We start from the raw sequence: 26,286 nt of genomic DNA, 5'->3' as shown, positions 1-26,286 counted from the left end.
GAGTGTCCACCGGCGAAATGTCCTTAGCCTTTGCGCAGGAACACGTAGTCGGCCGAATAGGGCTCGCTCTGTAAAGTGCCGGCGCCGCTGCAGGTGCCGCCGAGCGTGCCGCCAACGGTGTTGATGCGCTGTACCGTGGTCACGCCGCTCAACATGCCGCTGCCGCGATGCGAGGCGGCTTCGAGGCGGAGCCACGGAATGTCCTTGGCAGTGGTGCCTGGTGCGTTGCCGGTCACCTTACCGACCACCGCGCTGCCATCGCTGTATTCCCAGTTCGGTCCGACATAGTGCCGCCCCACGGTCTTGCCATCCGCCATCAGCGTGGCGATCGGCTCGCGGAACGCCCATGTCAGCTTTCCTGAAGCGTCGACCTTGCACTCATAGACCTGCGCGCCTTCAGCATGCAGCTTGGCGATCTGCGTCTCGCCGGGGGCTGCAATCGCATCCGGCACCTGCGCCAAAGCAGAGAATGCGCCCGCGACACTGAGCGAGAGCGTGACAATCGTGGTCAGGATCGGGCGTTTGAAAACATGGGGCGTATTGCAGGTCATGCGAACCCTCTCTTGCTCTGGTTGGTAGTTGCTCTGTCGTTCGTTTTACGCAGCTCCAATCGTCCGCCGTAGAAACGCAAATCCCAGAGCCTGGCTCTGTGCCTGCTTGGTATTGTCGACGGCGCCGGAGTGTCCGCCCGCCACCGTCTCGTTGAACCAGACGGGATAGCCAAGCTCTTCGAGCTTCGCTGCCATCTTGCGGGCGTGGCCGGGATGGACGCGGTCGTCGGTGCGGTTGGTAGTGATGAAGATCGGCGGATAGGTCTTGCCGGGCGCGATCAGGTGATAGGGCGAGTATTTCTGCAGATAGGCCCACTCGTCGGGAATTTCCGGATCGCCATATTCGGCGATCCAGCTCGCGCCCGCGAGCAGTTTGGTATAGCGCGCCATGTCGAGCAGCGGCACGCTGCACCAGATGGCGCCGAACAGTTCCGGATAGCGCGTCAGCATGTTGCCGACGAGCAGGCCGCCATTGCTGCCGCCGTGGCAGGCGAGTTTCTGCGCCGTTGTTATACCTGATGCAGCGAGATCTCGCGCGACAGTCGCGAAGTCGTCATGGGCCACATGCTTGGTGATCTTGCGCGAAGCCAGATGCCACGCGGGGCCGAACTCACCACCACCGCGGATATTGGCGATGGCGTAGAGATGACCTTGTTCGAGCCACAGCTTGCCGGCGATGCCCATATAGGCGGGCGTCAGCGATATCTCGAAGCCGCCATAGCCATAGAGAATCGTCGGCCGGGGCGGGGCGCCGGCCGAGAGATTCTTGCCGATCAGGAAGTAGGGGATCCTGGTGCCGTCCGCTGCCACCGCATGGCGTTGTTGCACCTCGATGCCCTCGGGATCGAAATTGGGCGGCGAGCTCTTCAGCGGCTCGGGCACGCCTTGGCCATTCCACAGCGCTGTCGTTGTCGGCCGGTCGAAGCCCGTGACGGTGAAGAGCATGTCGGTGCCGAGATCGGGATCGTCCTCGCCGCCGAAATTCTGCGCCGAGATCGTGGCGTTATCGGGCAATCCCGGAAGTGCCGTCTCGCGCCAGCCGGCCTCGCTTCGCTGCAGCAATGCGAGACGGCCGCGGACATTGTCGAGGATTTCCAGCACGATGCCGTGCCGGGTCTCCGACCATGACTGCAATGCGCGGGTCGGCGATGGCGTGAACACGATCTCGAAATCGCGTGCGCCAGACAGGAAGCGATCGAGGTCGATGACGGCGAGCGCGCCGGTCGGGATCGTCTGGTCGCCGACGGTCCAGTCCTGCTTCGGGCTGATCAGAAGATCATTGGCTTCGGCCGAGACCGAGATCTCCTCCGGCAGTTCGAGACGCAGGCGCTTCCCGGCATGCGGGCCATGCTTGCGCTCGACTGATATATGCGAGCGCGTGAAATCCAGCGCGCGCCAGTACATCACGCCTTCATGGCTCGGTCGGCGGTTGACGCCGAACCAGGCGGCGACGTCCTGCTTCTCGACCTCGAAGACGGTTTCAGCGGCAGCTAACGGCGAGCCGCGCGTCCATTTGCGTACGGTGCGTGTATAGCCGGCCTCGGTGCTGTCCTCGGGCGTCTGCGCGCTGCCGAGCAGCAGCGTGTCCTGATCGACCCAGCTCACCTGCGTCTTGGCTTTCGGGATGATGAAGCCGTCGGCAACGAAGCTCTTGCTGGGAATATCGAACTCACGAACCTCGATGGCGTCGGTGCCGTTGAACGACAGGCTGATCAACGCGCGGGTCTTGTCCGGCGAACGCGCAGCACCTGCAAAGGCCCAGGAGATGCCTTCCGCTTGGTTCAGTGCATCGATGTCGAGCAGCACGTCCCATTCAGGCGTATCGGTCTTGTAGCTCTCCAGCGTCGTGCGGCGCCAAAGCCCGCGCGGATGAGCGGCGTCTTTCCAGAAATTATAGAGATAGTCGCCAGACTTTCCGACGAAGGGAATGCGATCGTCGGCGTCGAGGATCTTCATAACTGCGTCGAAGTCGCGCTGGTAGCTATCGTCGCAGAGGAAGCCATCGGTCCGTGCGTTCTGTGCCTCGACCCAGCCCACGGCTTTCTCGCCCTCGATTTCTTCGAGCCAGACATATGGATCATTGCTGCCGTCGGCGGGATTTGGCGCAGTCATGGGTCACCTCGAAAACGGAACGTCTCAAAAAGAAAGTCCGGGGTGCCTGAGGCAACCCGGACTTTCGGATGGTGCAGTCAGGAGAGGGCGGAAATCAGGCCGCCAGTTCCTTGGTCAGGTTTTCCGCGACCTTGTCGAGGAAGCCTGTGGTCGAGAGCCAGCGCTGATCGGCGCCGACCAGCAGCGCCAGATCCTTGGTCATGTAGCCGGCTTCGACAGTGTCGACGCAGACCTTTTCGAGGGTCTTGGCGAACTTCGCCAGCTCGGCATTGTTGTCGAGCTTGGCGCGGTGGGCGAGACCCTGGGTCCAGGCGAAGATCGACGCGATCGAGTTGGTCGAGGTTTCCTTGCCCTTCTGGTGCTCGCGGTAGTGACGGGTCACGGTGCCGTGGGCAGCTTCGGCTTCTACCACCGAACCGTCCGGCGTCAGCAGCACCGAGGTCATCAGGCCGAGTGAGCCGTAGCCCTGGGCCACGGTGTCGGACTGCACGTCGCCGTCATAGTTCTTACAGGCCCAGACATAGCCACCGGACCACTTCATGGCGGCAGCCACCATGTCGTCGATCAGGCGATGCTCATAGGTGATCTTCGCGGCTTCGAACTTGGTCTTGAATTCGGCGTCGAAGATTTCCTGGAAGATGTCCTTGAAGCGACCGTCATAGACCTTGAGGATGGTGTTCTTGGTCGACAGATAGACCGGAACGCCGCGCGACAGGCCGTAGTTCAGTGATGCGCGAGCGAAGTCGCGGATCGAGTCGTCGAGGTTGTACATGGCCAGCGCGACGCCGGCGCCGGGGGACTGGAACACTTCGCGCTCGATCACGGCGCCGTCTTCGCCGACGAACTTCATCGTCAGGGTGCCCTTGCCGGGGAACTTGAAGTCGGTGGCGCGGTACTGATCGCCGAAAGCGTGACGGCCGATGATGATCGGCTTGGTCCAGCCGGGGACCAGGCGCGGCACGTTGCTGCAGATGATCGGTTCGCGGAAGATCACGCCGCCGAGGATATTGCGGATGGTGCCGTTCGGCGACTTCCACATCTGCTTGAGGCCGAATTCCTTCACGCGCGCTTCATCGGGAGTGATGGTGGCGCACTTCACGCCGACGCCGTATTTCTTGATCGCATGGGCCGCGTCGATGGTGACCTGATCGTCGGTCTTGTCGCGGTATTCCATCCCGAGGTCGAAATACATCAGGTTGACGTCAAGGAAGGGGTTGATCAGCTTGTCCTTGATGTACTGCCAGATGATCCGGGTCATCTCGTCGCCGTCGAGTTCGACGACGGGGTTGGCTACCTTGATTTTTGCCATGGTGGTTCGGGCCTTTAGCGCGTTGCGGGAGGGATGATTTGTAGGGGGGCTATAGCACCGCGCAGGACCCGGCGAAAGCCGGGGCGTCATGCAGTTCCGGCGCAATTTTCAGCCCAAAACGCAGGCTGTTTTTGCTCAAAATGCAGCCTGCGCCGCGGTGCCCGCCGCCGCGTACCAGCTCACCGCCAGGCTGCCGTGCCGTGCCGTTACGCCGCGTCGCGCCGGTAAAGGCCGCCGGTGGTCACCAGGAAATCGATCCGCCCGTCGAGCAGCGCCCGCAGCGCTTCGTCCGGGCTGTTGACGATGGGCTCCTCGTGCACGTTGAAGCTGGTATTGACCAGCACCGGCAATCCGCTGGCCTCTGCAAACCCCTCGACAATGTCGTAATAGAGCGGATTGTCCGGACGCGCGATTACCTGCGGCCGCGCGGATCCATCGACATGGACCACGGCGGGGATGCGGTCCCGCCATTCCGGCCGTACGTCGCAGGCGATGGTCATGTAGCGGCAGGCGCGCGCATTGACGGGATTGACGTCGAACACCTCCGCGGCACGCTCAGTGGTGATGACGGGGGCGAACGGCATGAATTCGGAACGGCTCAGCCGTTCGTTCAAGAGGTCGTGGGTGCCGCGCCGGGCCGGATTGGCGAGGATGGTCCGGGCACCTAACGCGCGGGGGCCGTATTCCATCCGGCCATTGTAGATCGCGCCGATCTCGCCCGCCACCAGCCGCGTCACCGCGCCATCGACCGGTGCCTCGTCGACGCGGTGAATCCCCGGGGTGGCTGCGATGCCGTCGTCCAGCCCGGCCTGAAAATCGCGGCCGAGATAGACAGTCCCGAGCTCGCGGCGGCGATCGAGCCATGGCACGAGGCCGTCGCGCTGCATCAGGTAGGACAGCGCACCGCCGATCGGCAGGCCGTCGTCGCCCATCGCCGGAAAAATGAAGAGTTCATCGATCGGCAATTGCTCGGCGAGCAGGCGGTTGAGCTTGACGTTGGCGAATACGCCGCCGGACAGGCCGAGATGTCGCGCCGGATGCCGCTGCAACAGGCGCTGCAGCGATAGCAGCATGGTGTCTTCCAGCACCTTCTGGATCGACGCCGCAAAGTCCTCCCGTCCGGCCTGTTTGGCCAGCCGGCGCATCAACGCGTTCATCTGGTGATAGCTGCGAAAGCTGGACTGGATACGTCCGTCCGGGGCGACCGAAAAATACCCGGCGATCGTATCGGCTACGGTCGGTTTCCCCATGGCCGCGAGCCCGGTCAGCTTGCCCTCGTGCCGGTTGGGGCGAAATCCGAGCGACTTGGTCGCCGCGCTATAGGCGCGGCCGAGACTGTCGACGGGATTTGGCAGGAACAGACAGGTGTCGTCGCCATAGAGCGTCGTCAGGCGGCGGTCGGCGAAGTGCCGGTAGCTGTAATTGACATTGTCGCCGCCGCCATCGGCCGTCACCAGCAGGGCATCCGGCCACGGGCTGTAGAACAAAGTGGGCAGCGCATGCGCTTCGTGGTGGTTGTAAAAATGGATCGCGGCGTCGGCGCGGAAACCGCCGTCGCGCCGCCACGCCGCGGCATCGAAGACGTCCTCTGCCCGCGGCGCGCGGTAGCGATGCTGCTCGGCGCCGAGCAGCAGGCGGTCCTTGCCGACCCGGCTGCGATACTGCTCGCGCAGCCAGCGGAGGCCACCGAGCCGCGGAAAGTAGGCCTTGGGAAACATCGCACGGCTATAGGCGACGACGTCGACATCGCGCCGTGTGGCGCCGGCGATCGACAGCACCTCGTCGATGGCCGCATCGGGGTGAGCGCTGCCATCGCTTTTGCGCCGGGTCAGTCGCTCCAGCGCGATGGCAGCCTTCAGATCGTAATCTTCGAAAATGGCGACGGCGGCGTCATGGACGCCGGAGTGAACGCTGAGGATAAGCTGGGGCATGAAGGCTGCAAGGTCGTTCCCGGGGGTGGCACATTACCCACCCCCTGCCACGACCGGCAAATCACGAGCGCTTGGCCGGGAACCCGCCTTCATCCGGATTGTCAGGGGGCAGGCAGGCCGCGAACGCGGCAAGGCATCGTCGCCGCATGAGAGCGGCACTGTCCGCGGCCTCGCACGCCTGCCCCGGCGAAAGCCGGGGCGTTATGCGGTTTCAGCCCAATTTTGAACCCAAAACGCAGGCTGATCTTTGCTTAAAATGCAGCCTGCGTCGCTGTGCCCGCCACCACGTACCAGGTCACCAGCAAGCTGCAGATCAGGGCGCCCGGCAGGCTCGATCCGGTGCGCCGCCAGGTGAAGGTGGCAATCACGGCTACAATCGCCATCAGGGGCACGAACTGGATTGCCACGATGGTGTTCAGCGGGACCGAGGTGATCACCGCGGGTGCCGGGTCGATCAACTGGCCGTTCAGGAACAGGGCGCCGTACTGGATGCCCAGCAAGAGAGCGAAGCCAAAGGCCAGCGCGGTCATGTTGGTGAGGTAGACGGCGGACCGGCTGGCGCTGAGCGTCGAGAAATTCCGGTGCATCACGTGCAGGGCGATCACGAAGAACAGGGTGATCGGGGCGAGGTAGATCAGGGCCATCAGCGCCTGCTTGCCGTTGAGCAGCTTCAGCGCCACGATCCAGAACCGGAAATCGACGGTGAAGATCAGGTCGGCCAGCCACAGCGCCAGGTAGCCTGACGCGACGGTGGCGAGCGCGATGGCGATCGACAGGCCGATGATCCCGCGGCGGCTGGCGCGTTTTGGCGCGAACGGTATCAGCACCAGCGCGATGGCGGCGTTGATCAGGGCCCAGACGGCGATCTGGTTGGTGATCGCCTGCGGCAGCCAGGGCTGGGCCTTGACCCAATTCCCGGCCAGCGTGAAGGCCGGATAATAGGTCAAAGCCGGGATCAGAACCGAGAGGACCAGAGCGCCGAGCCAGCGGCTGCGGTCGACTGGGGTCTCCAAAGGCTTCGAGCCATCCGCCGGCTCCGGCAGGATCAGCCGGGCAAACATGCGGGCCTCCAGCAACCCGTCGAAGATGCCGATCAGGAAGGCGACGAAACCGAGCAGCGCTATGCCGGTGCCGATCTCCTTGCGGAACCAGATCTGGTCGGAGGCCGGCAGCGGCGTGCCGCCGGTCAGCGTCTTGCCGAACCAGTCAAGCGCGTAGCCGATCGCCTCATGGGAGATGTGCTCGGCGGGATGGGTGATGGCCGGGGTATAGAGCACCCGGGCGGTGCCGGCGGCGAGGTCGCCATAGACCTTGCCCGGTTCGACCGCCGCATTCGTGCCGAACAGCGCCCACAGCTTCGGGCTGCTGACGGTGTCGCGGGCCTTCGGGACGCCCCACATCAGGGTCGAGAATTCCTCATACTTGGCGAACACCAGTGCGAGGTTGCGCGGCCAGGTGGGCGTGCCGTCGGCGGCGAAGGGTTTGCCGGTGGAGGAGCCTTCGAGCACCATGGCCTTGTAGTCGTTGGGCATGGCGGTGGCGGCGGCGAGCACGGTCCAGCCGCCCATCGAGTGGCCCTCGAGTCCGATATTGGTCTTGTCCACGATGTCCAGGCTGCGGAGCTTGGCGAGGCCATCCGGTCCGCCGAACCCGTTCGAGAATGCCGGCCCGTCGCTATAGCCGTGGCCGGTCTGGTCCAGCGCCAGCACCACATAGCCGCGGCGTGCGAATTCGATGGCGAAGCCGTCCTGGGTCTCGCGGGAATTGATGTAGCCATGGACCGCGAGGATGCCCGGCGCCGGGGTCTGCGGCGTGGCGTTTGGCGGGGTGTAGAGCAGGGCGCTCATGGTGTTGCCCTTGGCGCCCTTGAAGCGAATGTCCTCGATCTTGATGCCGCCCGAGGTTTGCGTCAGATGGGCGAGCAGGCTGCCTGCAACCATCATTGCGGCGCCAACTATCGCCAATGTCCATCTTGCGCGCATTGCATTCCTCCCATAATCCCGCGCCAGTGATACTGGTGACCGGGTTCGTTTGCAGTTTCGTTTGAACGTTATTGCTACCGGTAACCGAAACCAGACCCAAAGCAAACGGAGCGCGCGACCACGCGGGCCGGTTTTAGGGGAAATCTACTAAATCCCGGCAAGCCGCTCATCCGGCTGGCAAAAACCGTCCAGCTTCATGTGACTTGCAGCGCCCGGATGAGGTGTTGAATCAAAACCTTCACGGGTTGATTCAAGACCTTCAGAGATTGAATCAGAAAGTGAAGTGCGATGTCCGGTTCAGGCACCGACTCTACCAAGGCGCATACCGACCTGGTCGGCCCCGTTGTCATCCTCGTCGAACCGCAGCTCGGCGAGAATATCGGCATGTGCGCGCGGGCCATGGGCAATTTCGGCCTGACCCGGCTGCGCATCGTCAACCCGCGTGATGGCTGGCCGAACGTCCATGCCCGCCGGGCAGCGTCGGGCGCCGATCACATCCTCGACAAGGTCGAGCTGTTCGACACCGTCGAGGCGGCGGTCGCCGATTGCACCTTGCTGTTCGCCACCACTGCCCGCGCCCACGATCAGGCCAAGCCGGTGGTCGCTCCGGAGGCCGCCGCCGCCGAGACCATCGCCCATGTGGCGACCGGCGCCACCGCCGGCATCCTGTTCGGCCGCGAGCGCTACGGGCTCCAGAACGAGGAGGTCGCGCTCGCCAACCGGATCATCACCTTCCCGGTCAACCCGGCCTTCGCCTCGCTCAACCTCGCCCAGGCGGTTCTGCTGTGCGGCTATGAATGGTTCAAGCAGGCGACCTCCAACGCGCTGCCCTACGCGATGCCGGAGCGGTCGGAGCCGGCCTCCCAGCACCAGATGTCGGCCTTTTTCGACAACCTCGTCGGCGAGCTCGACAAGGTCGAATTCCTGCGCCCGCCGGAAAAGCGCGACACCATGCTGGTCAACCTGCGCAACATCTTCACCCGGATGGAGCCGACCAAGCAGGACATGCACACCTTGCACGGCGTGGTCATGGCCATCGCCGAGGGCCGCAAGGGCCCGGCCAAGGGCGGCGTGCTCGACGGCGAACAGGCGACCCGGCTGCGGGCGCTGCTGGCGGAACACGGGCAGGGCGCGCAGGCGCATGAGAGCGGCACCGTCCGCGGCCTCGCGCGCATGCTCCGCCGCAACCCGACCGATGCCGAGCGGCTGCTGTGGGACCAGCTCCGCGCCGACCGCCGCTTCGCCGGCCAGTTCAAGCGCCAGACCCCGGTGGGCCGTCACATCCCGGATTTCGTCTCCTTCCCGGAGCGCATCGCCATCGAGCTGGTCAATCCCGGCGAGACCGAGGTGATTGTCAGCGACCGCGCCGCCCGTCAGACTTGGCTGCAGGAGCGCGGCTATCGCGTGATCGCGATGCGTGCGGACGATGTTATCAGCGATATCGCGGCGGAGCTGGATCGGCTTGAGGCTTTGCTGGCGAGCGGGATGCCGGGGCAGGGCTGATCTGAAACCGGGTGGCGCTTCGCGCGATCCGGGCTACGAACCTGAATAACCGTCATTGCGAGGAGCCTCTTGGCGACGAAGCAATCCAGACCGTACCTTGTGGCTTCTGGATTGCTTCGTCGCTGCGCTCCTCGCAATGACGGCTGAGAGGTTCGTCCGGACCGCGAGCAACGCGATCCGAACTAAAAACAAAGGGAGGCCCCATGACCATCTCTACCGCCGAGAAGCGCGCCAACTTCCGCAAGCTCCATGAGACCGGCTGCTTCGTGCTGCCCAATCCCTGGGATGTCGGCAGCGCCCGCTATCTCGCGCATCTCGGCTTCAAGGCGCTGGCCTCGACGTCAGCCGGCTATGCCTGGTCCACCGGCCGCCCCGACAGCAAGGTCACCGCAGACGATGTCATCGAGCATCTCGCGCTGCTCTCGGCCGCCACCGACCTCCCGGTGAATGCCGATTTCGAGGCCGGCTTCGCCGATGACCCCGCAGGCGTCGGCGCCAATGTCGCCCGCGCGGTCAAAAGTGGAATCGCCGGCCTGTCCATCGAGAACTCCACCGGCAAACCGGACAAGCCGCTCTATGACGACACGCTCGCCGTCGAGCGCATCAAGGCCGCCCGCGCCGCCATCGACAGCGTCGATCCCGCGGTGATGCTGGTCGCCCGCTGCGAAGGCTTTCTGCATGGCGAGCGCGACCTGACAAAGACCACGGCGCGGCTCATAGCCTTTGCGGAGGCAGGCGCCGATTGCCTCTATGCGCCGGGCGTCGCCTCGGACGAGGAGATCACCACGCTGGTGAGGGCGATCGGCGGCAAGCCGCTCAATGTCCTGACCGTGCAGCCGACCATGACCGTGCAGCATCTCGAATCTCTCGGCGTCCGCCGCATCAGCGTCGGCGGCGCGCTCGCGCGCGTGGCCTGGGCGGGATTCATGGGCGCGGCACAGGAGATCGCCGGGCAGGGGACGTTCACCGCCTTTGCGCAGGGGGCGAAGGGCGGGGAGTTGAATAAGCTGTTTGGTAGTTGAGCAGGGGCTGGCCGAAGAGCTATCGCGTCAAAGTCATGATTAGCGACAAACTCTCGCCGTACCGATATTACGCGCGAGTGGCGATGCCCAAGGGTAGGGTGCTTACTGTGGCAACCGGTGAATAAAGCATGAGCAGGAATTGCTGATACTTGTGTATTTAGCGAATCAGGTGCAGCTTTGATTCGGGATTATGGCACCTCAGACCTGTCGCCGGGTCAAACGTCACATAAATTGTTTTATAGATACCGCATCTCACCCCGTGGGCTGCTGCGTAATCGGCGAACAGCAATGCCCGTTAGGGAGGATGCACATGTTTGTGCTTCGCATTACTGTTTCTCCGAGCGCCGTTGAGCGTATCAAGTCGAATCTCACAAAATGCATGCCCGAGGTGAAGTCGTCTCATCGCGTTGAAGCGATCGGACGTGGCCTTGGGTTTCGGACTTACGCGGCGCTGTTGGCTGCATCGCGGTCGTCGGAGCCGCCGATTGCTGAAGCTTCAGGAGCGGCTTTCTTGGAATATCTCAGAGGTCAGACATACGAGACCGACTCCGCGCACTTTCACCGCGCTGTGGCCTTCGCCGCAATCTCGAATGTGCTCGAAAATGCGCCGAAGCTGCATTTCCATGGTTTCGGATTTGGGCGACCGGGACTTAATCTCGATGGCTCTCGGCAAACGCCGAAACAGCAGCACGCCGAATTTGTTGTTCGTCGCAAAGAGTGTTTGGGGCTTCGTGCTGCCGAAGCCTTCTTGAGATCGTTGGCACTGCTGGGGCGTGTCAAAGAAACGAAGACTGTGAGATCGGGGGCCGGAAGTTACAAGCTGAAGCATCTCGCTGAGAATTACACTTGCACCTATCCAGAAGGCGGAAAATTGGGGCCCGATTACGTCTCGAATGGAATTCTGATCGCTGCTGCGTTGCACATCGGCTTCAAGTACAAGACCGACGTTGATCATCTTGGCTACAACACGCAAAATGCGGCATTCAATATGTCAAAAGCGGCTATCAAAGTACTGGATGCTGAAATCAGGCCTTGGATGGGAGGTCGCAATTCGCGCGGCTCAGTTGCAGCATAGCTAAAACTCTAAGATTTCTCGCGGCGACGAATGCGGATGTCGTCGCGAGCAATCTGTTCGCTCTGTTTCTCTACTCAAAAACGGATGCAAAATTATGAGCCGAAATTCTCAAGCTAAACCGATATGGCAAACGAACATCGCTGTGCCGGGCGGTGGCAATTTTCTTTATCTCGATAACGAAAAAGCCGAACGTTACAACGCTGATCCTGACGCATATGCTGCGGATCATTTTGGTTTAAGCAAAATCGAGTACATGCAGTGGATTGATCTTGATGGCGCGCCGCTATGTGGTCACCGAACCAAAAAGGGTGACCTCTGCCGTAATATGACGGGCGGGTATCAATTGCGGGCGGGCGAGTGGCAGAAGCGTCACCGCAGACTATTTTGCGCATCGCACGGTGGCGAGCCGGCTCACCGTTAAGGATTCACCCGAGTTGGCGGAATTTGCGTCGGTTTTGCGTCTTTGAGCGATACGTTTCGAGGTTCGTATTCTTCTTGTGATTTTCCCATGGCGACTGCCGATCCCCCAGAACACTACTACATCGCTTACATTGACGAGGCCGGTGATCCCGGTCTTAAAGCCGTCCGTCCCGTAGATCCAGTAGGAGGGACGGAATGGCTTTGCCTTGCTGCGGTGGTTACGAGTGCAAAGCAGAGCCAGAATGCGGTCGGGTGGGTCCGCTCGATTCTAAATGAAACTGGCGCGAAAGCATCCGACATTCATTTCCGCAATCTTCCAGAATTTCGCAAGCGAATCGCTTGCTCGGCTGTCGCGAAGCTACCCGTCCGCGCATTTGTTCTGGCATCGAACAAAAAGAACATGCGCCAGTATCGCAATCTTCGAGCTGAACGTCTCAAATCGCAGCAGTGGTTCTACAACTTTTGTCTTCGGATGCTGCTGGAGCGGGTGACACATTTTTGCTTTGAACATGCGAAATCCGAGAATGCGCCTGGCCGACTGCTAAAGATCATTTACAGCGAACGCGGTGGTCACTCCTACGGCCAAACAGTTGCCTATCATGAACTTTTAAAGTCGCAGTCCAAGGCCGGGACTATGGTTCTGACTAAACGCAGGATCTTTTGGGAGGTACTGGACTGGCGCCTCGCGGAGGCGGTTTCCCACAAATCCAGCGCTGGTGCTCAGCTCGCTGACGTAGTTGCGAGTTCGTTTTATCAAGCCATTGACACTTTGCCTCCGACCAAATGGGACAATAGTTATGCCAAGCTATTGAAACCCATAATGGCGAAGGACGACGGGAATTATATGAATTATGGACTTGCCTTGCAGCCGACCCCGCCGTCCAAGGCAAAGCTCACAGATCAGCAAAAAGAAATTTTTGAATTCTATGGCTACAGGTTCTGGCCATAAGTGGCGGGCCCTCGGCCTCCGTTCGATCATCGAGCGCGTAGACTATCATCCAGTGGACAGTCGTATCGATGTCTGGTCGCGGCTAACGGTGCTGCAATCCTAGAGGGGGTTCCGACGTAGCCCGCCACGATCGACATTACGCAAAACTCAATGAGGTGCAATTCCCAATAGGCTGCGGTGTTGCGCTTTAATTTGCATAGAGTGCAGTCCCGGGTCTTCGATCCCTACAACCTCCGCCGCGGCCCTCTCGGCCGGAGCGCCGGGTGGTCCCGCTCCGGCGGCGTATGCGCGTCTTCCAGCAGGGCCATCGCCTCAACGGGGATGCGGTCGATAGCGACGCCGCCGCGGCGCATCTCCTTCAGCGCTGTGCGGATCGCGGTGTCGCGGTCGATCCAGTCCTGGCCGGTGCGCGCCGGCGCATCGCGGTGGCGGCGCGGGCGCCGGTTGCCCATATATTCCAGCCGCGCCATCTTCAGCACCTGCATGGCCTGGATCAGCCGGTCGAGATCGACACTGGGGCTGCTCCACAGCTCGGCAGCGCAGCGCTCGGCCAGCAGATGGAGCTTGTTGCCCAGCATGCGCAGCTTCAGCCGGCGCCCGGCGCGAGCGGTGGGCATCTTGTCGTTGGCAGCAGGCGCAAACGGGTGACGCTGCCAGCCGAAGTCGCGCGTCCATTTCGCGATGGTGCCGTTGGCAACGCCCATCCTCGCCGCGATCTCCCTGTGGGTCAGCGTGGTCTCCTCGATGAGGCGGCGCACCCCCGCGACCGTGGCATTCGTATGCGGACGCTTGGATCCCTTGGGACGTCCGCCCGCAACCGGCGGCGGTCCGTTGTCCACCTCATCGGTCACCCGAAGGCGCGCCACCGGGTCCGCGGAGGAGTCGATGACGCGGATCCTGGGGTCGAAGAGCGGGACGAAGGGGTATGGCATGGTTTGGAATATAAACCCATTTGCGGGAGATGCAAGCGGGCGCGTGATTCCATAACCTCGTTGCCCTACTTCACGCCGAGCTGCGCCATTTCTTCTGCTATGTTTGGCTTCAGGGCTTGTGCTGTAACGAGGTCGATCTCGCCAGCGGCGAAATCGCCCCTCAATCGTTTCGCGACGCCGCGACCATATAGCGAATTTGCAAGCTTGGGATCCTTACGAAGCGCGGCCTCATAGTCAGAAAGAGCTTCGTCGAGCGAGCCCATCTTGAGATAGGTGAAGCCTCGGCTGTCGAGAACATGCGGGTCGTCTGGCTGACGCCGTAGCGCCTCGTTGCAATTGGCGAGCGCCTTGTCAAAAGCGCCCGCTATCGCCTGGTAGAGACACAGGTTATTCCAAAAGCTAACGTTTTTGGCATCACGTCCACGAGCCTGGCTAAGGTCCCGTATTGCAAGGTCGTACTGACCTGTCTTGCCATATGCGCTCGCGCGCAGTGTAAAGCCGCGAGGATTCAGCCACCTCGCATTGAGTTCAAGCGCCGCATCATGGTCGGCGATTGCGCTGTTTCGGTCTCCCTGCAGCTCATAGACCGTGCCCCGGGCGACAAGGACAGCGGAGCATCGCGGATCGAGCTTGTTCGCCCTGCTGAAATCGTCGATCGCCCGGTCATATTCCCGTTTGTTGAGGTAAGCAGACCCTCTGAAAGTGAGCGCCCGGGCATTGCGAGGAGAGAGTTGAACAGCTCTGTCGAGGTCGTCGATGGCGCGATCATGTTCAAACATGCGCTCATAAGCCTCTCCACGGCCAGAGTAAGCGATCCAGGAATCGGGATCGAGCATGATCGCATGATTGAAATCTTCCACAGCGCGGGCGAATTCGTGGTGCCCATAATGGGCTTGGCCACGCGTGATATAGAAGATGGAGTTAGTTGGATTGCGCTTGATGGCGTCGGTCAGTTGCTGCACTGAACGCTCATAACCTTCGCCATACATATGGTCCGTGATCGTTCTAACGAACTCTCTTTCTCTTTCCGCTGTCGTGCTGGCATTCGGAGTTGGCTCGAACGGCGCTGCGGAGGCCATGCCGTGGCAGGCTGAGAGAACAAGCGCCGGCTGCGGATCGGCGGCTTGGGCGAGATGTGCCGCTCCGCCTGCGACTATGAGCTGCGTGGACAGGATCCATGCCAGTGACGTTCGCCAGATCCGCGGATGCATTGGACAAAGACCTGACCTGTTGTGGCGCGGATCACTACGCTGCATAGTTTCACGTGCCCTCGCCGAAATGAAAGTAATATGTACCGATTTCGGGGGGACGCTCAACTGACGCTGCGCTAGGCGCCGGTCCTTGTCCGCATTCCCTCGATCCCCAACACCTTCATCCGTGACGCCAGCGTCGTCGGTTTGATGTCCAGCAGCTCCGCCGCGCCGCCGGGCCCGAACACCTTGCCGGATGTCGCGGCAAGCGCAGCGAGGATGTTGCTGCGCTCGTGATCGCGCAGTTCGGCTGATGTCATCACCGCCGGCCGGGCGTCGGACTTCACGCGATGCGCGCCTGTTGCATGATGTGGGCCGGGCGCATCCGGCAGGTCGATTCGCAGCCTTCCGTTCTGCGCCAGGATCACTGCGCGCTCGATGACGTTCTGCAGCTCGCGCACATTGCCCGGCCAGTCGTAGCGCGACAGCCGCCGTGCGTCGCCCTCGGACAGGCGCAGATCCGATTTCAGCTTCTCGCTGAGCAGGAAGTGCTGCGCCAGCAGGGGAATGTCCTCGCGGCGGTCGCGCAGCGGCACCGACTCCACGGGAAACACGTTGAGCCGGAAATACAGGTCCTCGCGAAACCGTCCGCGCGCCACTTCCTGTTTCAGGTTGCGGTTGGTGGCGGCGATGACGCGGACATCGACGGCGCGGGTGCGTTCCTCGCCGACGCGTTCGAAATTGCCTTCCTGCAACACGCGCAGCAGCTTGCCCTGCAGCTCCAGCGGGATCTCGCCGACCTCGTCGAGAAACAGCGTGCCGCCATCGGCCAGCTGGAAGCGACCGATGCGATCGCGCACCGCGCCGGTGAAGGCGCCGCGCACATGGCCGAAGAATTCGCTCTCGAACAATTCGCGCGGGATCGCCGCGCAATTGACGCGGATCAGCGGTCGGTCGCGGCGGCCGGAGGCTTCATGGATCGCGCGCGCGATCAATTCCTTGCCGGTGCCGGATTCGCCGGTGATCATCACCGCCGCGGTGGTCGGCGCGACGAGCTTCACCTGCCGCAGCGTTTTCTGGATCGCCGCGCTCTGGCCGATGATGCCGCGCGGATTGGTCTCGATGCGGATTTCCTCTTGCAGATAGGCGTTTTCGAGTTCGAGACGCTCGCGCAGGCGATCGACTTCGGCCAGCGCGGCATGCAGTTTTTCATCGGCCTCGCGGCGCTGGCTGACGTCGCGAAACACGATCACGGCGCCGACCACCATGTGGCGGTCGCGGATCGGCGTGGAGGTGTATTCGACCCAGACCGGCGAGCCGTCCTTGCGCCAGAACACCTCGTTGTCGACATTGTGCACGGCGCCGTCGCGAAACGCCGCATAGATCGGACAGTCGTGATCCGGATAGTGGCTGCCGTCGTGATGGCTGTGATGCACGATCGGGTGGATTTCCTTGCCGACGAGTTCGTCGGCGGTCCAGCCCAGCATGCGCTCCGCAGCGGGATTGACGAAGGTGGTCTTGCCATCGGCATTGACGCCGTAAATGCCTTCGCCCGCCGCGCGCAGGATCAACTGGTTCTCGCGCTCGATATCCTGAAACACGCGCTCGACGCGCTGCCAGGCGGCAATGCCGCCGCGCATGTGATCCTCGGCGGCGGCGTCCACATGACGGCGGCGGCGCTGCTCGAGATCGCTCATGGTGAGCAGCAGCAAGGTGCGTTCACCTTGCGGCACCAGCGAGCCCGCATATTCGAGCTGCAACGCTTCGCCGGTGGCGTGACGCGGCGTCAGCGTGTTGGTCCAGTAGGAGCCCTTGGCCAGCACCGCCTGGGTGAACACGATCAGCGCCGGCAACTGGCCCGCATGCAGCGCGCTGATCTTGATCTGGCGCAGCAGCGCGCGGTCATAGCCGAGCAGGGTGCAGGCGGCCGGATTGGCGTCGATGATCTGGTCGGCGTGGGGATCGAGCAGCAGCGTCGGCTCGACCGAATAATCGAAGGCGATGGTTCGCAAATCATGCGGCTGGGCCGTTGCAAAATCCATCGGCGAAACTCCGAAAAATCGTAATCAGGCTACGAATTTTCGTGTAGCACGAATTCTCGTAATCGCCAATGCAGGCCCGAAATGCCTGCGGCGATTGGACATTCCGGCGGGAGCGGGGATGGCACACTCCTTGCGTAATTGACCGGAGCGTCACCGAGGAGGTCACATGTCCACATTCGACAATCCGTTCGATCCCGCCCGCCGTTTGCGCGCTGGCGCCTGCAGCTGCGGCCAGCATGCCAGCCAGTCCGAACATGAGGCCACGCTGCAGCTTCGCTGCGACATTCCCGAGACCGAGGACAAACGCTACGAGGGCGTCGTCGCCTCGGCGGTGATGCGCGCGGTGTTCCCGAAGGAGGTCGCACGCCGCGCCTTCCTGAAGTCGGTCGGTGCGTCCAGCGCGCTGGCGGCGCTGTCGCAGTTCTTCCCGATCAAGACGGCGACCGAAGTGTTCGCGCAGGGCGCGGGCAAACTGGAAAAGACCGATCTCAAGGTCGGCTTCATTCCGATCACTTGTGCAACGCCGATCATCATGGCCGATCCGCTCGGCTTCTATAAGAAGCAGGGGCTCAATGTCGAAGTGGTGAAGACCGCCGGCTGGGCCGTCATCCGCGACAAGACCATCAACAAGGAATATGACGCCGCGCATATGCTGGCGCCGATGCCGATCGCGATCTCGCTCGGCCTCGGCTCGCAGCCGATCCCCTATACCGTGCCGGCGATCGAGAACATCAACGGCCAGGGCATCACGCTGGCCATGAAGCACAAGGACAAGCGTGACCCGAAGGACTGGAAAGGCTTCAAGCTCGCCATCCCGTTCGACTATTCGATGCACAACTATCTCTTGCGCTACTATCTCGCCGAACACGGCATCGATCCCGATACCGATGTGCAGCTGCGCTCGGTGCCGCCGCCGGAAATGGTCGCGAACCTCCGCGCCGACAATATCGACGGCTTCCTCGCGCCCGACAATATCTGCCAGCGCGCGATCTATGACGGCGTCGGCTTCATGCACATCCTGTCGAAGGAAATCTGGGACGGGCATCCGTGCTGTTCGTTCGCAGCGTCCAAGGAATTCATCACCACGTCGCCGAATTCCTTCGCCGCGCTGACGCGTGCGATCGTCGATGCCACCGCCTATGCGTCCAAGGCGGAGAACCGCAAGTCCATCGCGGAAGCCATCGCGCCCGCGGCCTATCTCAACGCGCCGCCGGTGGTGCTGGAGCAGGTGCTGACCGGCACCTATGCCGACGGACTCGGCGGCATCAAGACCGACGCCAAGCGCGTCGATTTCGATCCGTTCCCGTGGCAGTCCTTTGCGGTGTGGATGATGACCCAGATGCAGCGCTGGGGCCAGATCAAGGGTGATGTCGACTACAAGGGCGTCGCCGAACAGATCTATCTCGCCACCGACACCGCCAAGGTGATGAAGGAGATGGGTTTGACGCCACCGACGACGAGCTACAAGTCGTTCGCGGTGATGGGCAAGACCTTCGATCCGGAGAAGCCGAAGGAGTATCTGGCGAGCTTCAAGATCAGGAAGGCGACGTGAGAATGGTTGTCGCGAGCGCCGCTTCCTTACCTCGCCCCGCCTGCGGGGAGAGGTCGACTGTAACGCGCGGAGCGCGTGGAAGTCGGGTGAGGGGGACTCTCCACACGCTCCGCAGTTTGCGGAGAGTCCCCCTCATCCGTCGCGAACTTGCTTCGCAAGCTCGCGCCACCTTCTCCCCGCAAGCGGGGAGAAGGAAAGGACCACAATGATCCAATCCCTTCGCTTCCGCGCTGCCGTCGTGTCCATCGCGATCTTTCTCGCCTTCATCGGCGTGTGGCACCTCGCCACGCGGCAGACAGCAACGGTCGGCACCATGTCGCCGGAATACGCAAAACTGATGGGCCTCACGGCGACATCGGGCAAGTCCGCGATGCCCGGTCCGCTCGATGTCGGCGCCAAACTCTGGGAGCACCTGAAGCGGCCGTTCTATGACAACGGGCCGAACGACAAGGGCCTCGGCATCCAGCTCGCCTATTCGATCGGCCGCGTCGGGCTCGGCTATCTCATCGCCGTGATCGTCGCGATTCCGCTCGGCTTCCTGATCGGCATGTCGCCGCTGATGAACAAGGCGCTCGATCCGTTCATCCAGGTGCTGAAGCCGATCTCGCCGCTGGCCTGGATGCCGCTCGCGCTCTACACCATCAAGGACTCCAGCCTGTCGGCGATCTTCGTGATCTTCATCTGCTCGGTGTGGCCGATGCTGCTCAACACCGCCTTCGGCGTCGCCGCCGTGCGCAAGGAATGGATCAATGTCGCGCGCACGCTGGAAGTCGGCACCTTCCGCCGCGCCTTCACCGTCATTCTTCCTGCGGCCGCGCCAACCATCCTCACCGGCATGCGCATTTCCATCGGCATTGCGTGGCTGGTGATTGTTGCGGCTGAAATGTTGGTCGGCGGGACGGGGATTGGTTACTTCGTCTGGAACGAATGGAATAATTTATCGATCACAAATGTGATTATCGCGATCCTGCTGATCGGGATCGTCGGCATGTTGCTCGATCAGATATTGGCACGCTTCACCCGCATGGTCACGTTTCCGGAGTGATGCGATGCGATTTGTAATCTTAACGAGCGCTTCTTGCTTACCTCTCCCCGCTTGCGGGGAGAGGTCGCCGGGCGAAGCGCAGCGAAGCCGGGCGGGTGAGGGGGGCTCTCCATTTGCTCCGAGCCCGCTGCGACTCCCCCTCATCCCGACCTTCTCCCCGCAAGCGGGGAGAAGGAGTGGCGCGTCGCTGAAAGTATCGTCATGACCACCAAATTCATCTCCATCGAAGGCATCGCCAAGCGCTATCCGGCGGCGGCGGGCGGCAGCACGACGATCTTCGAGGACCTCTGGCTGTCGATGCCCTCAGGCGAATTCGGCTGCATCATCGGCCATTCCGGCTGCGGCAAGACGACGGTACTCAACATCCTCGCCGGGCTCGATGACCCCAGCGAAGGCACCGTCATCGTCGACGGCCAGGCGATCTCCGGCACCAGTCTCGACCGCGCGGTGATCTTTCAGAGCCACGCGCTGCTGCCTTGGCTCACGGTGATGGGCAACATCGCCTATGCGGTGTCGTCGAAATGGCGCAAGTGGGACAAGGCGAAAGTCCGCGCCCATGCGCAGATCTATATCGACAAGGTCGGCCTCACAGGTTCGGAGCACAAGCGGCCGTCGGAACTGTCCGGCGGCATGAAGCAGCGCGTCGGCATCGCGCGCGCGCTGTCGATCACGCCGAAGATCATGCTGATGGACGAGCCGTTCTCGGCGCTCGACGCGCTGACCCGCGGCACGCTGCAGGACGAGGTGCGGCGTGTGACGCTGGAGACCGGCCAGACCACCTTCATGATCACCCATGACGTCGACGAGGCGATGTATCTTGCCGACAAGATTTTTCTGATGACCAACGGCCCCGGCGCCGTGCTGGCGGAGATCGTCGAGAACCCGCTGCCGCGGGATCGCTCGCGCATCGATCTGCACAAGCACCCGCATTATTACGCGCTGCGCAACCACATCATCGATTTCCTGGTGACGCGCAGCAAGACCTTCACCGCCACCACGCCGCACCACGACCCGCGCCATGTGCCGGTGGTCCGGCCCGCATTCCCCGAGGCGCCAACGATGCCGTCTCTTCACAGCGCGACGCGCTAGCCGCGTCAACCGAAACCTCACGACCCAAGGAGAACCATCATGCTGCGATCCGACCTCACCGAAAAGCTGCTCGACATCAAGCGCGAGAAGGAATGGACCTGGAAATATATCTGCGAGCAGATCGGCGGCTACAGCGAAGTGCTGATCGTCGGCGCCATTCTCGGCAACATGAAGCTGACCAAGCCGCAGGCGGCCAATGCCGGCGAGCTGTTCGGCCTCTCGAAGAGCGAGACCGCGATGCTCAACGAGATCCCGATGCGCGCCGAAAACGTGCAGATGCCGCCGCAGGATCCGCTGATCTATCGCTTCTACGAGATGGTGATGGTGAACGGCCCGGCCTGGAAGGCGCTGATCGAGGAGGAATTCGGCGACGGCATCATGTCGGCGATCGATTTCGACATGGTGATGCAGCGCATCGCTAACCCCAAGGGCGACCGCGTGCAGATCACGATGTCCGGCAAGTTCCTGCCGTACAAGTATTACGGCGCGACGGGCAACGTGCCGGAATATGGGTTCAAGGAAGGGTAGGGATTAGTCTCCCCATAAGCACGGCCTGCCGCTAGTGTACTCTGCGCCATCTAGCGCGCCTCAAGCCGTGAGGTACGTTTAACCTAATCTCTGAGGAGCGGCCATCACGCTGCTCCTCAAAATGGGGCGAGTAATCGGCGCAACATGCCTGAAAGCCTATGCGTTATTTTGACGCCGAAGGTGCGAAAGACGCTTTCTTTCAGGTAGTTATGGAGGATACAGCTCCAAAATCACCATACGCGCTATGGCTTTCAGCCAGTTTTATGCTGGGCAATCTCGACACTCTTGGCCCGATACCGATACGCTTTTGTGCGTGAGTCGTCCGACCGAACGGGATTTAGCCTGTCGGGGTGCTGAGACATCGCACTGAGCATGCAATCCATGACTGCCAAGTTGTCCGCCACCGGTATCACTCGAACGTTTCTCGACTTGTCCGAAAAGGACTTGGCAAATATTGATTTTGCTTCACTGGCTCCGCACTTGGGGATATCCCACGGCACGACTTGGGATGACTTGCTGACGGCCCGCCGCATCTTGATTGTCTCTGAGGCCGGAGTCGGCAAGACTTTTGAATGCCGTGCATGCCGCGACCGTCTTTGGGCAAACGGCGAGCCCGCATTCTTTCTTGAGCTATCTGTGCTTGCGGATACGGACGTGGCCGACATGCTAGCCGCAGACGAGCAAGTGCGCTTTGACGCTTGGCTGCTCTCTCAATCCGAAACCGCGACGTTCTTCCTCGATTCTATCGATGAACTTAGGATCAGCCAGAAGTCATTCGAACAAGCCTTGAAGAGACTAGGCAAGGCTCTGACCGGGCATCTTGGTCGCGCCCGTATCGTTATAACCACGCGCCCCATCCCGGTCGATCAACAGCTCATTGAACGACACTTGCCAATACCGCTTGCGGCAGTGGCGAGTGCCACTGCGAACGAGTTTGCAGATTTGGCCATGAGCGGCAAGCAAACTCGGTCCGATAATCCTGGGCAACCGGCGCTCAAGCGCAATGTGGGATTGATGCCGCTCACGCGAGAGCAAATTAGAGCGTTTGCAGAGATTCAGAAAGTCACCGACCCTGACGCACTTCTTCAGGATATAGAGCTGCGAGATGCGGGGGAATATGCGCAGCGTCCTCAGGATCTGATTGAGCTGTGTTCAGATTGGAAAGATCACCAGCGTATCCGAAATCATGGTGATCAAGTAGCAACGAATGCGGTCAACAAATTAAAGGCACGAACGGATCGACTTGAGAAGGCTCAGCTATCGCCGGAACGCGCTCTTGAAGGTGCGTCCCGGCTTGCGCTCGCGATGCTGCTAACACGGAAGTTTACTATTCGCTATAGCGCGGAGTCTGACAAGCTGGAGTCAACTGAGGCGGCGCTCGATGCAGGTAAAATCCTCACAAACTGGTCTCAAGACGAGCGTGATACTCTTCTTGAGCGTGCCCTCTTCGGGTTCGCGAACTATGGACGGGTGCGCTTTCACCATCGATCTGTAATTGAGTTTTTGGCAGCAAGAAGGCTCGATGCGCTACTGCAGCGTCGCGTGCCGATTAAGGCTATTAAGCGTATTCTTTTTGCGGAGACGATCCAGGGCGACAAAGTCTTGCGTCCATCAATGCGACCTGTGGCTGCATGGTTGTCGATCTGGCATGACGGGATCTTTGTTGAGACGATGCATCGTGAACCTGAGGTTCTGCTCAATCACGGCGATCCCCAATCGCTACGACCCCAACAACGCGCGGATGTGCTGAAGGAGTACGTAAAGCGTTTTGGGAAAGGTGGTTGGCGCGGGCTGCGCGTTCCAGCCATTCAAGTTCATCGCTTTGCGTCAACGGAGCTATCTCAAACAGTCAACTCCATATGGGCCAAAGGTGTTGAGAATTTCGAAGTACGGGAGCTTATCTTCGAGCTGATCGGAGCGGGAAAATTGGCTAATTGTGCCAATATTGCTCATGAAGTGATTGTCGATGGAAAAGCGTCGGAGCGGGAGAGAATTGAAGCGCTGGACGCTTTGATTGCACTGGACGATGGAAGGCTTCCAAAGATTGCGGCATCCGTCGCTCATAGGAGAAAATGGCCTCCGAGCCTCGCTCGATCCGCGTCGCTGCGTCTTTTCCCGAAACACCTCTCTGTTGCTCAGTTATGTAAGCTCTTGCCTCATGTGCAAGAGCCAAAGAAAACAATCGGTGATCTGAGTTGGAGACTGCCGCAGGTAATTGCGGGCGGAAAAATTTTGCCTGCAGCGCTTGATGAACTTCGTATTGGCTTAACAGCACTTGTCGAGGACGGGGCCAAGTGGCTCAAAGACAAGTGGCCGCATACGCAGACAAACAGGCCCGATCTTGTCGCGGCGTTGGTCGCATCTTGCGTAAGGAAATTTTTAGAGGGTGTTGCTTCGCCGGAGCTGTTTCGTTCAAGTGTTATTGCCCTGCGCTTCGTCGAGGATAGAGATTCAGCTAGTCAAGCAACTAAGGATTTGCGTGGGTTTCTGGCCGATGCGACCAGCGAACAGCGCGAGGCCGCATTTTGGGAAGACGACGCCTTTCTCCAGATGCTGCATCCTGTCACTGACGCGTGGAACCGTGTGTTCAATCTCAGTCACCACGGTGGCATTCGGTTGACGAGCAAGGATCGATCATGGGTCATTCGACGGCTATCCAACAAGAACTCCGCGTTGCTCGAGCGAGAGATGATGCTCAACGCAGCTATAACCGAGTTGATTGAGCCCGGAGATAATATCTCTAAAGTGTTTGAAGTGTTGAAGGCGCATGTCGCGGATAGTCAGTCATTGCTCACAATTGTCAAAGATCGCCAGAAGCCGGCGCCTATAAACGCTGAGTTGCGACGTTTCGAAGAGCAGGGTGCGAGGCGCAAGAAGAAAGAGGAGAACCAGCAAGCTCAAGCACGAGTCAGTTGGGTGAAGTTCTGGCAAGAGGTGGCAAGCAATCCCGAAGCAGTTTTCGCGAAGGCTCGCGCCAACAATACGGCGTGGAATTTATGGCGAGCCATGGAGAGGTCTGGGAGTGAAAGCAGGGCCTCGGGATGGAATCGACGCTTTATCGAACAGCAATTCGGTAAAGAAACTGCTGATCGACTCCGCGAAATACTGCAGCGCATGTGGCGCAAGGATAAGCCCACTCTTCGAAGCGAGCGCGCACCAGAAAATAAAAGCACGTTCTTAGTTAAATGGCAGCTCGGCCTTGCGGCAATCTACGCCGAGTCAGAAGACGCGGCGTGGGCTACGAAGCTTACCGATGCGGAAGCGCGCTTGGCTGCACGATATGCTCCAATCGAGTTAAATGGCTTCCCACCCTGGTTGGACGCTTTAGTTGCATCGCATCCTGCGGCTGTTGACGAGGTCTTGGGGGCTGAACTCAGTCTCTCGCTTCAGGACGAGGAAGATAGCAGCAACGCTTCAATATCGCTACAAAATGTCCGTCATGCTTCCCCTCGTGTTGCATCGCTGTTTTCGCCACGAGTAAAAGCCTGGTTGGATAGAGCGCGCGTTGATAAAGTTGGCAATGGTGACACGGGCGCTAATCTTCTCGGGCAGGCGATCGCTGTACTCATGCAATCGGAGAATGGAGATCTCCAACGAGCCTTGGCGACCGCGGCTTCCGAAGAGGTTGCTAACGATTTGCAAGGGCCGTCAGCTAAAATTTGGTTGCCGGTACTTATGCAGCTCAAGCCGGAGGCGGGTGTAATCGCGTTGGAAGAAACCCTAAAAGGGGTACAGCCAGCGAAGCGAGGGGTGGGAGTCGCGTGGTTTTCTACGTTGTTTGGTCGTGACGTTGGTGGCCTCACGATCAATTTGCGGCGCCCTGAGTTTACGCCGAAGTTATTGCTCCGATTGGTGCGACTTGCTTATCAGCACGTTCGGCGATCCGAGGACGCTAAGCACGTAGGGTCCTATTCACCTGACCAGAGAGATGATGCGGAGCGAGGGCGGGACGTGCTCCTCAGCGCTTTGCTAGCGACCAAGGGCGCTGAAGGCTGGGCAGCCAAACTCGAAATGGCTGCGGATCCGCTTTTCAAAAGCTTCAAGGATCGTGCTGTTGCTGTTGCACGCGAAGGTGCAGCAGAAGAAGTCGATGGTGTTGCGCTGAGCGAAGTCGATGTGGTGGCTATCGATACTTACGGTGAGGCTTCTCCATCGACGCGTGATGCCATGTTTGCAGTTTTGCGCGATCGATTGGACGATATTGAAGATTTGCTGCTGCAAGATGTGTCGCCACGTGAAGCTTGGGCTAATATTCACGACGAGCGGGTGATGCGTAAGGAGTTGGCTAGAGAGCTGCGTAACGCTTCGAATCATTTGTACACTGTTGATCAGGAGGCTGCGACTGCTGATGAGAAGGAGACAGATATCCGGATGCGGGCAACGCGATCCGGACAGCAGGGGACAATTGAGCTTAAGATTGGTGAAAAGCCGCGGTCAGCAGCAGAGTTACGCGCGACGATCAAAGACCAGTTGTTAATGAAGTATATGGCTGCCGACGAGTGCCGCGCGGGTTGCCTTGTTATCACTATTAAGTCCAATAAGACTTGGAGCCATCCCGATACGGCCAAGCGACTTGATTTCTCGCAGCTCATTGAAATGTTGGACTTAGAAGCTAGTCGATTGTCGTTTGAGCTTGGGGGAAGCGCGTGCCTTTTGGTTAAAGGATTGGACTTGCGACCGCGCCTCTTGACCGAACGAGAGGCAAGGATGAGGCGAATAAAGCCGGAATCAACCGAGCGCAGAGCGAAAAAGCGAATTTCATCGAAGCGGAAGGTTCCAAAGAGCAACGCAAAGCATCCGACCGTCAGTAAAGGTTCTACGGCAAAGAAAAGCTCTGCGGTCAAGAAACGTCCCGTGGCCAAGAAGCGCCCTACGGCCAAGAACAACCCCGCAAATAAGAAACAAGCTGCGGTCAAGAAACGGAAGTCGAAAAGTGCAGGGAAGAGATAGTGGTGCGCCCAACCCGCGCGTAGCTATTTAACACTTTCCGCTTTCCTTAACGGGGCGCACCCGACCTCGAGCACAACGGCGGATTATGCTGAGCTACTCCGCTG

General features: G+C 60.6%; 18 protein-coding genes. 10 read left to right on the top strand and 8 right to left on the bottom strand.

Going from position 1 to position 26,286, the window contains the following annotated elements:
* Positions 1-23: 23 nt before the first annotated feature.
* The 5 genes from AB8B02_RS15925 to AB8B02_RS15905 form a co-directional block, all read right to left on the bottom strand.
* Positions 24-551, bottom strand: a complete 528-nt coding sequence (locus tag AB8B02_RS15925; RefSeq protein WP_439064404.1) for a DUF3455 domain-containing protein — start codon at positions 549-551, stop codon at positions 24-26.
* Positions 552-596: 45 nt separating this feature from the next.
* Positions 597-2,663, bottom strand: a complete 2,067-nt coding sequence (locus AB8B02_RS15920; protein WP_439064403.1) for a prolyl oligopeptidase family serine peptidase — start codon at positions 2,661-2,663, stop codon at positions 597-599.
* Between the two features lie 94 nt (positions 2,664-2,757).
* The gene (locus AB8B02_RS15915) at positions 2,758-3,972 is read right to left on the bottom strand and encodes an NADP-dependent isocitrate dehydrogenase (RefSeq protein WP_068735892.1); all 1,215 of its coding nucleotides are present in this window, start codon (positions 3,970-3,972) and stop codon (positions 2,758-2,760) included.
* Between the two features lie 206 nt (positions 3,973-4,178).
* A complete protein-coding gene (locus AB8B02_RS15910) occupies positions 4,179-5,903 on the bottom strand; it encodes a carbamoyltransferase C-terminal domain-containing protein (RefSeq protein WP_439064402.1) in 1,725 nt (574 codons plus the stop codon).
* A 251-nt stretch (positions 5,904-6,154) separates the two neighbouring features.
* Positions 6,155-7,885 carry an alpha/beta hydrolase gene (locus AB8B02_RS15905; protein ID WP_439064401.1) on the bottom strand — a complete coding sequence of 577 codons (1,731 nt, stop codon included), beginning with the start codon at positions 7,883-7,885 and terminating at the stop codon, positions 6,155-6,157.
* Positions 7,886-8,173: 288 nt separating this feature from the next.
* Between AB8B02_RS15905 and AB8B02_RS15900 the strand changes: the two genes are divergently transcribed.
* The 5 genes from AB8B02_RS15900 to AB8B02_RS15880 all read left to right on the top strand — a co-directional run bounded on the left by AB8B02_RS15900 (position 8,174) and on the right by AB8B02_RS15880 (position 12,854).
* Entirely contained in the window at positions 8,174-9,388 is a 1,215-nt protein-coding gene (locus AB8B02_RS15900) for a TrmJ/YjtD family RNA methyltransferase (protein WP_439064400.1), read from the top strand.
* 203 nt (positions 9,389-9,591) lie between these two features.
* Complete coding sequence (locus AB8B02_RS15895; RefSeq protein ID WP_439064399.1) at positions 9,592-10,410, top strand: isocitrate lyase/PEP mutase family protein; 819 nt, start codon at positions 9,592-9,594, stop codon at positions 10,408-10,410.
* Between the two features lie 310 nt (positions 10,411-10,720).
* Entirely contained in the window at positions 10,721-11,485 is a 765-nt protein-coding gene (locus tag AB8B02_RS15890) for a hypothetical protein (RefSeq protein WP_439064398.1), read from the top strand.
* 94 nt (positions 11,486-11,579) lie between these two features.
* On the top strand, positions 11,580-11,906 hold the full coding sequence (locus tag AB8B02_RS15885; protein WP_439064397.1) for a hypothetical protein: 327 nt from the start codon (positions 11,580-11,582) through the stop codon (positions 11,904-11,906).
* A gap of 87 nt (positions 11,907-11,993) precedes the next feature.
* Positions 11,994-12,854, top strand: coding sequence for a DUF3800 domain-containing protein (locus tag AB8B02_RS15880; protein ID WP_439064396.1), 861 nt, complete (start codon positions 11,994-11,996; stop codon positions 12,852-12,854).
* Between the two features lie 224 nt (positions 12,855-13,078).
* Here the strand turns inward: AB8B02_RS15880 and AB8B02_RS15875 are convergent, their stop codons facing one another.
* The 3 genes from AB8B02_RS15875 to AB8B02_RS15865 form a co-directional block, all read right to left on the bottom strand.
* Positions 13,079-13,786: a hypothetical protein gene (locus AB8B02_RS15875; protein ID WP_439064395.1), complete on the bottom strand. Its 708-nt coding sequence runs from the start codon at positions 13,784-13,786 to the stop codon at positions 13,079-13,081.
* A gap of 65 nt (positions 13,787-13,851) precedes the next feature.
* Entirely contained in the window at positions 13,852-14,997 is a 1,146-nt protein-coding gene (locus AB8B02_RS15870) for a tetratricopeptide repeat protein (protein WP_439064394.1), read from the bottom strand.
* Between the two features lie 116 nt (positions 14,998-15,113).
* Positions 15,114-17,018, bottom strand: a complete 1,905-nt coding sequence (locus AB8B02_RS15865; protein ID WP_439064393.1) for a sigma 54-interacting transcriptional regulator — start codon at positions 17,016-17,018, stop codon at positions 15,114-15,116.
* A gap of 166 nt (positions 17,019-17,184) precedes the next feature.
* Here AB8B02_RS15865 and AB8B02_RS15860 point away from each other — a divergent pair, with 166 nt between their 5' ends.
* From AB8B02_RS15860 to AB8B02_RS15840, 5 genes are all read left to right on the top strand, one after another.
* On the top strand, positions 17,185-18,570 hold the full coding sequence (locus AB8B02_RS15860) for a CmpA/NrtA family ABC transporter substrate-binding protein (protein ID WP_093756501.1): 1,386 nt from the start codon (positions 17,185-17,187) through the stop codon (positions 18,568-18,570).
* Positions 18,571-18,775: 205 nt separating this feature from the next.
* The gene (ntrB, locus tag AB8B02_RS15855) at positions 18,776-19,615 is read left to right on the top strand and encodes a nitrate ABC transporter permease (protein ID WP_093756500.1); all 840 of its coding nucleotides are present in this window, start codon (positions 18,776-18,778) and stop codon (positions 19,613-19,615) included.
* A gap of 201 nt (positions 19,616-19,816) precedes the next feature.
* Positions 19,817-20,704: an ABC transporter ATP-binding protein gene (locus AB8B02_RS15850; RefSeq protein WP_439064392.1), complete on the top strand. Its 888-nt coding sequence runs from the start codon at positions 19,817-19,819 to the stop codon at positions 20,702-20,704.
* Between the two features lie 39 nt (positions 20,705-20,743).
* Positions 20,744-21,232: a cyanase gene (gene cynS, locus AB8B02_RS15845; protein ID WP_092146678.1), complete on the top strand. Its 489-nt coding sequence runs from the start codon at positions 20,744-20,746 to the stop codon at positions 21,230-21,232.
* A gap of 381 nt (positions 21,233-21,613) precedes the next feature.
* Positions 21,614-26,182 (top strand): NACHT domain-containing protein, encoded by a 4,569-nt coding sequence (locus tag AB8B02_RS15840; RefSeq protein WP_439064391.1) that lies wholly within the window; start codon positions 21,614-21,616, stop codon positions 26,180-26,182.
* Positions 26,183-26,286 lie beyond the last annotated feature (104 nt).

Source organism: Tardiphaga sp. 862_B3_N4_1 (assembly GCF_051811085.1).
Lineage (GTDB): Bacteria > Pseudomonadota > Alphaproteobacteria > Rhizobiales > Xanthobacteraceae > Tardiphaga > Tardiphaga robiniae.
The sequence above is the reverse complement of the archived record's forward strand: the minus strand, read 5'-3'. Positions and strand labels throughout refer to the sequence as shown.

What these genes read in the sequence shown, in the direction of transcription:
- AB8B02_RS15925 (WP_439064404.1), bottom strand. Translation starts at nt 551, where the DNA reads ATGACCTGCAATACGCCCCATGTTTTCAAACGCCCGATCCTGACCACG.
- AB8B02_RS15920 (WP_439064403.1), bottom strand. Translation starts at nt 2,663, where the DNA reads ATGACTGCGCCAAATCCCGCCGACGGCAGCAATGATCCATATGTCTGG.
- AB8B02_RS15915 (WP_068735892.1), bottom strand. Translation starts at nt 3,972, where the DNA reads ATGGCAAAAATCAAGGTAGCCAACCCCGTCGTCGAACTCGACGGCGAC.
- AB8B02_RS15910 (WP_439064402.1), bottom strand. Translation starts at nt 5,903, where the DNA reads ATGCCCCAGCTTATCCTCAGCGTTCACTCCGGCGTCCATGACGCCGCC.
- AB8B02_RS15905 (WP_439064401.1), bottom strand. Translation starts at nt 7,885, where the DNA reads ATGCGCGCAAGATGGACATTGGCGATAGTTGGCGCCGCAATGATGGTT.
- AB8B02_RS15900 (WP_439064400.1), top strand. Translation starts at nt 8,174, where the DNA reads ATGTCCGGTTCAGGCACCGACTCTACCAAGGCGCATACCGACCTGGTC.
- AB8B02_RS15895 (WP_439064399.1), top strand. Translation starts at nt 9,592, where the DNA reads ATGACCATCTCTACCGCCGAGAAGCGCGCCAACTTCCGCAAGCTCCAT.
- AB8B02_RS15890 (WP_439064398.1), top strand. Translation starts at nt 10,721, where the DNA reads ATGTTTGTGCTTCGCATTACTGTTTCTCCGAGCGCCGTTGAGCGTATC.
- AB8B02_RS15885 (WP_439064397.1), top strand. Translation starts at nt 11,580, where the DNA reads ATGAGCCGAAATTCTCAAGCTAAACCGATATGGCAAACGAACATCGCT.
- AB8B02_RS15880 (WP_439064396.1), top strand. Translation starts at nt 11,994, where the DNA reads ATGGCGACTGCCGATCCCCCAGAACACTACTACATCGCTTACATTGAC.
- AB8B02_RS15875 (WP_439064395.1), bottom strand. Translation starts at nt 13,786, where the DNA reads ATGCCATACCCCTTCGTCCCGCTCTTCGACCCCAGGATCCGCGTCATC.
- AB8B02_RS15870 (WP_439064394.1), bottom strand. Translation starts at nt 14,997, where the DNA reads ATGCATCCGCGGATCTGGCGAACGTCACTGGCATGGATCCTGTCCACG.
- AB8B02_RS15865 (WP_439064393.1), bottom strand. Translation starts at nt 17,018, where the DNA reads ATGGATTTTGCAACGGCCCAGCCGCATGATTTGCGAACCATCGCCTTC.
- AB8B02_RS15860 (WP_093756501.1), top strand. Translation starts at nt 17,185, where the DNA reads ATGTCCACATTCGACAATCCGTTCGATCCCGCCCGCCGTTTGCGCGCT.
- ntrB (WP_093756500.1), top strand. Translation starts at nt 18,776, where the DNA reads ATGATCCAATCCCTTCGCTTCCGCGCTGCCGTCGTGTCCATCGCGATC.
- AB8B02_RS15850 (WP_439064392.1), top strand. Translation starts at nt 19,817, where the DNA reads ATGACCACCAAATTCATCTCCATCGAAGGCATCGCCAAGCGCTATCCG.
- cynS (WP_092146678.1), top strand. Translation starts at nt 20,744, where the DNA reads ATGCTGCGATCCGACCTCACCGAAAAGCTGCTCGACATCAAGCGCGAG.
- AB8B02_RS15840 (WP_439064391.1), top strand. Translation starts at nt 21,614, where the DNA reads ATGACTGCCAAGTTGTCCGCCACCGGTATCACTCGAACGTTTCTCGAC.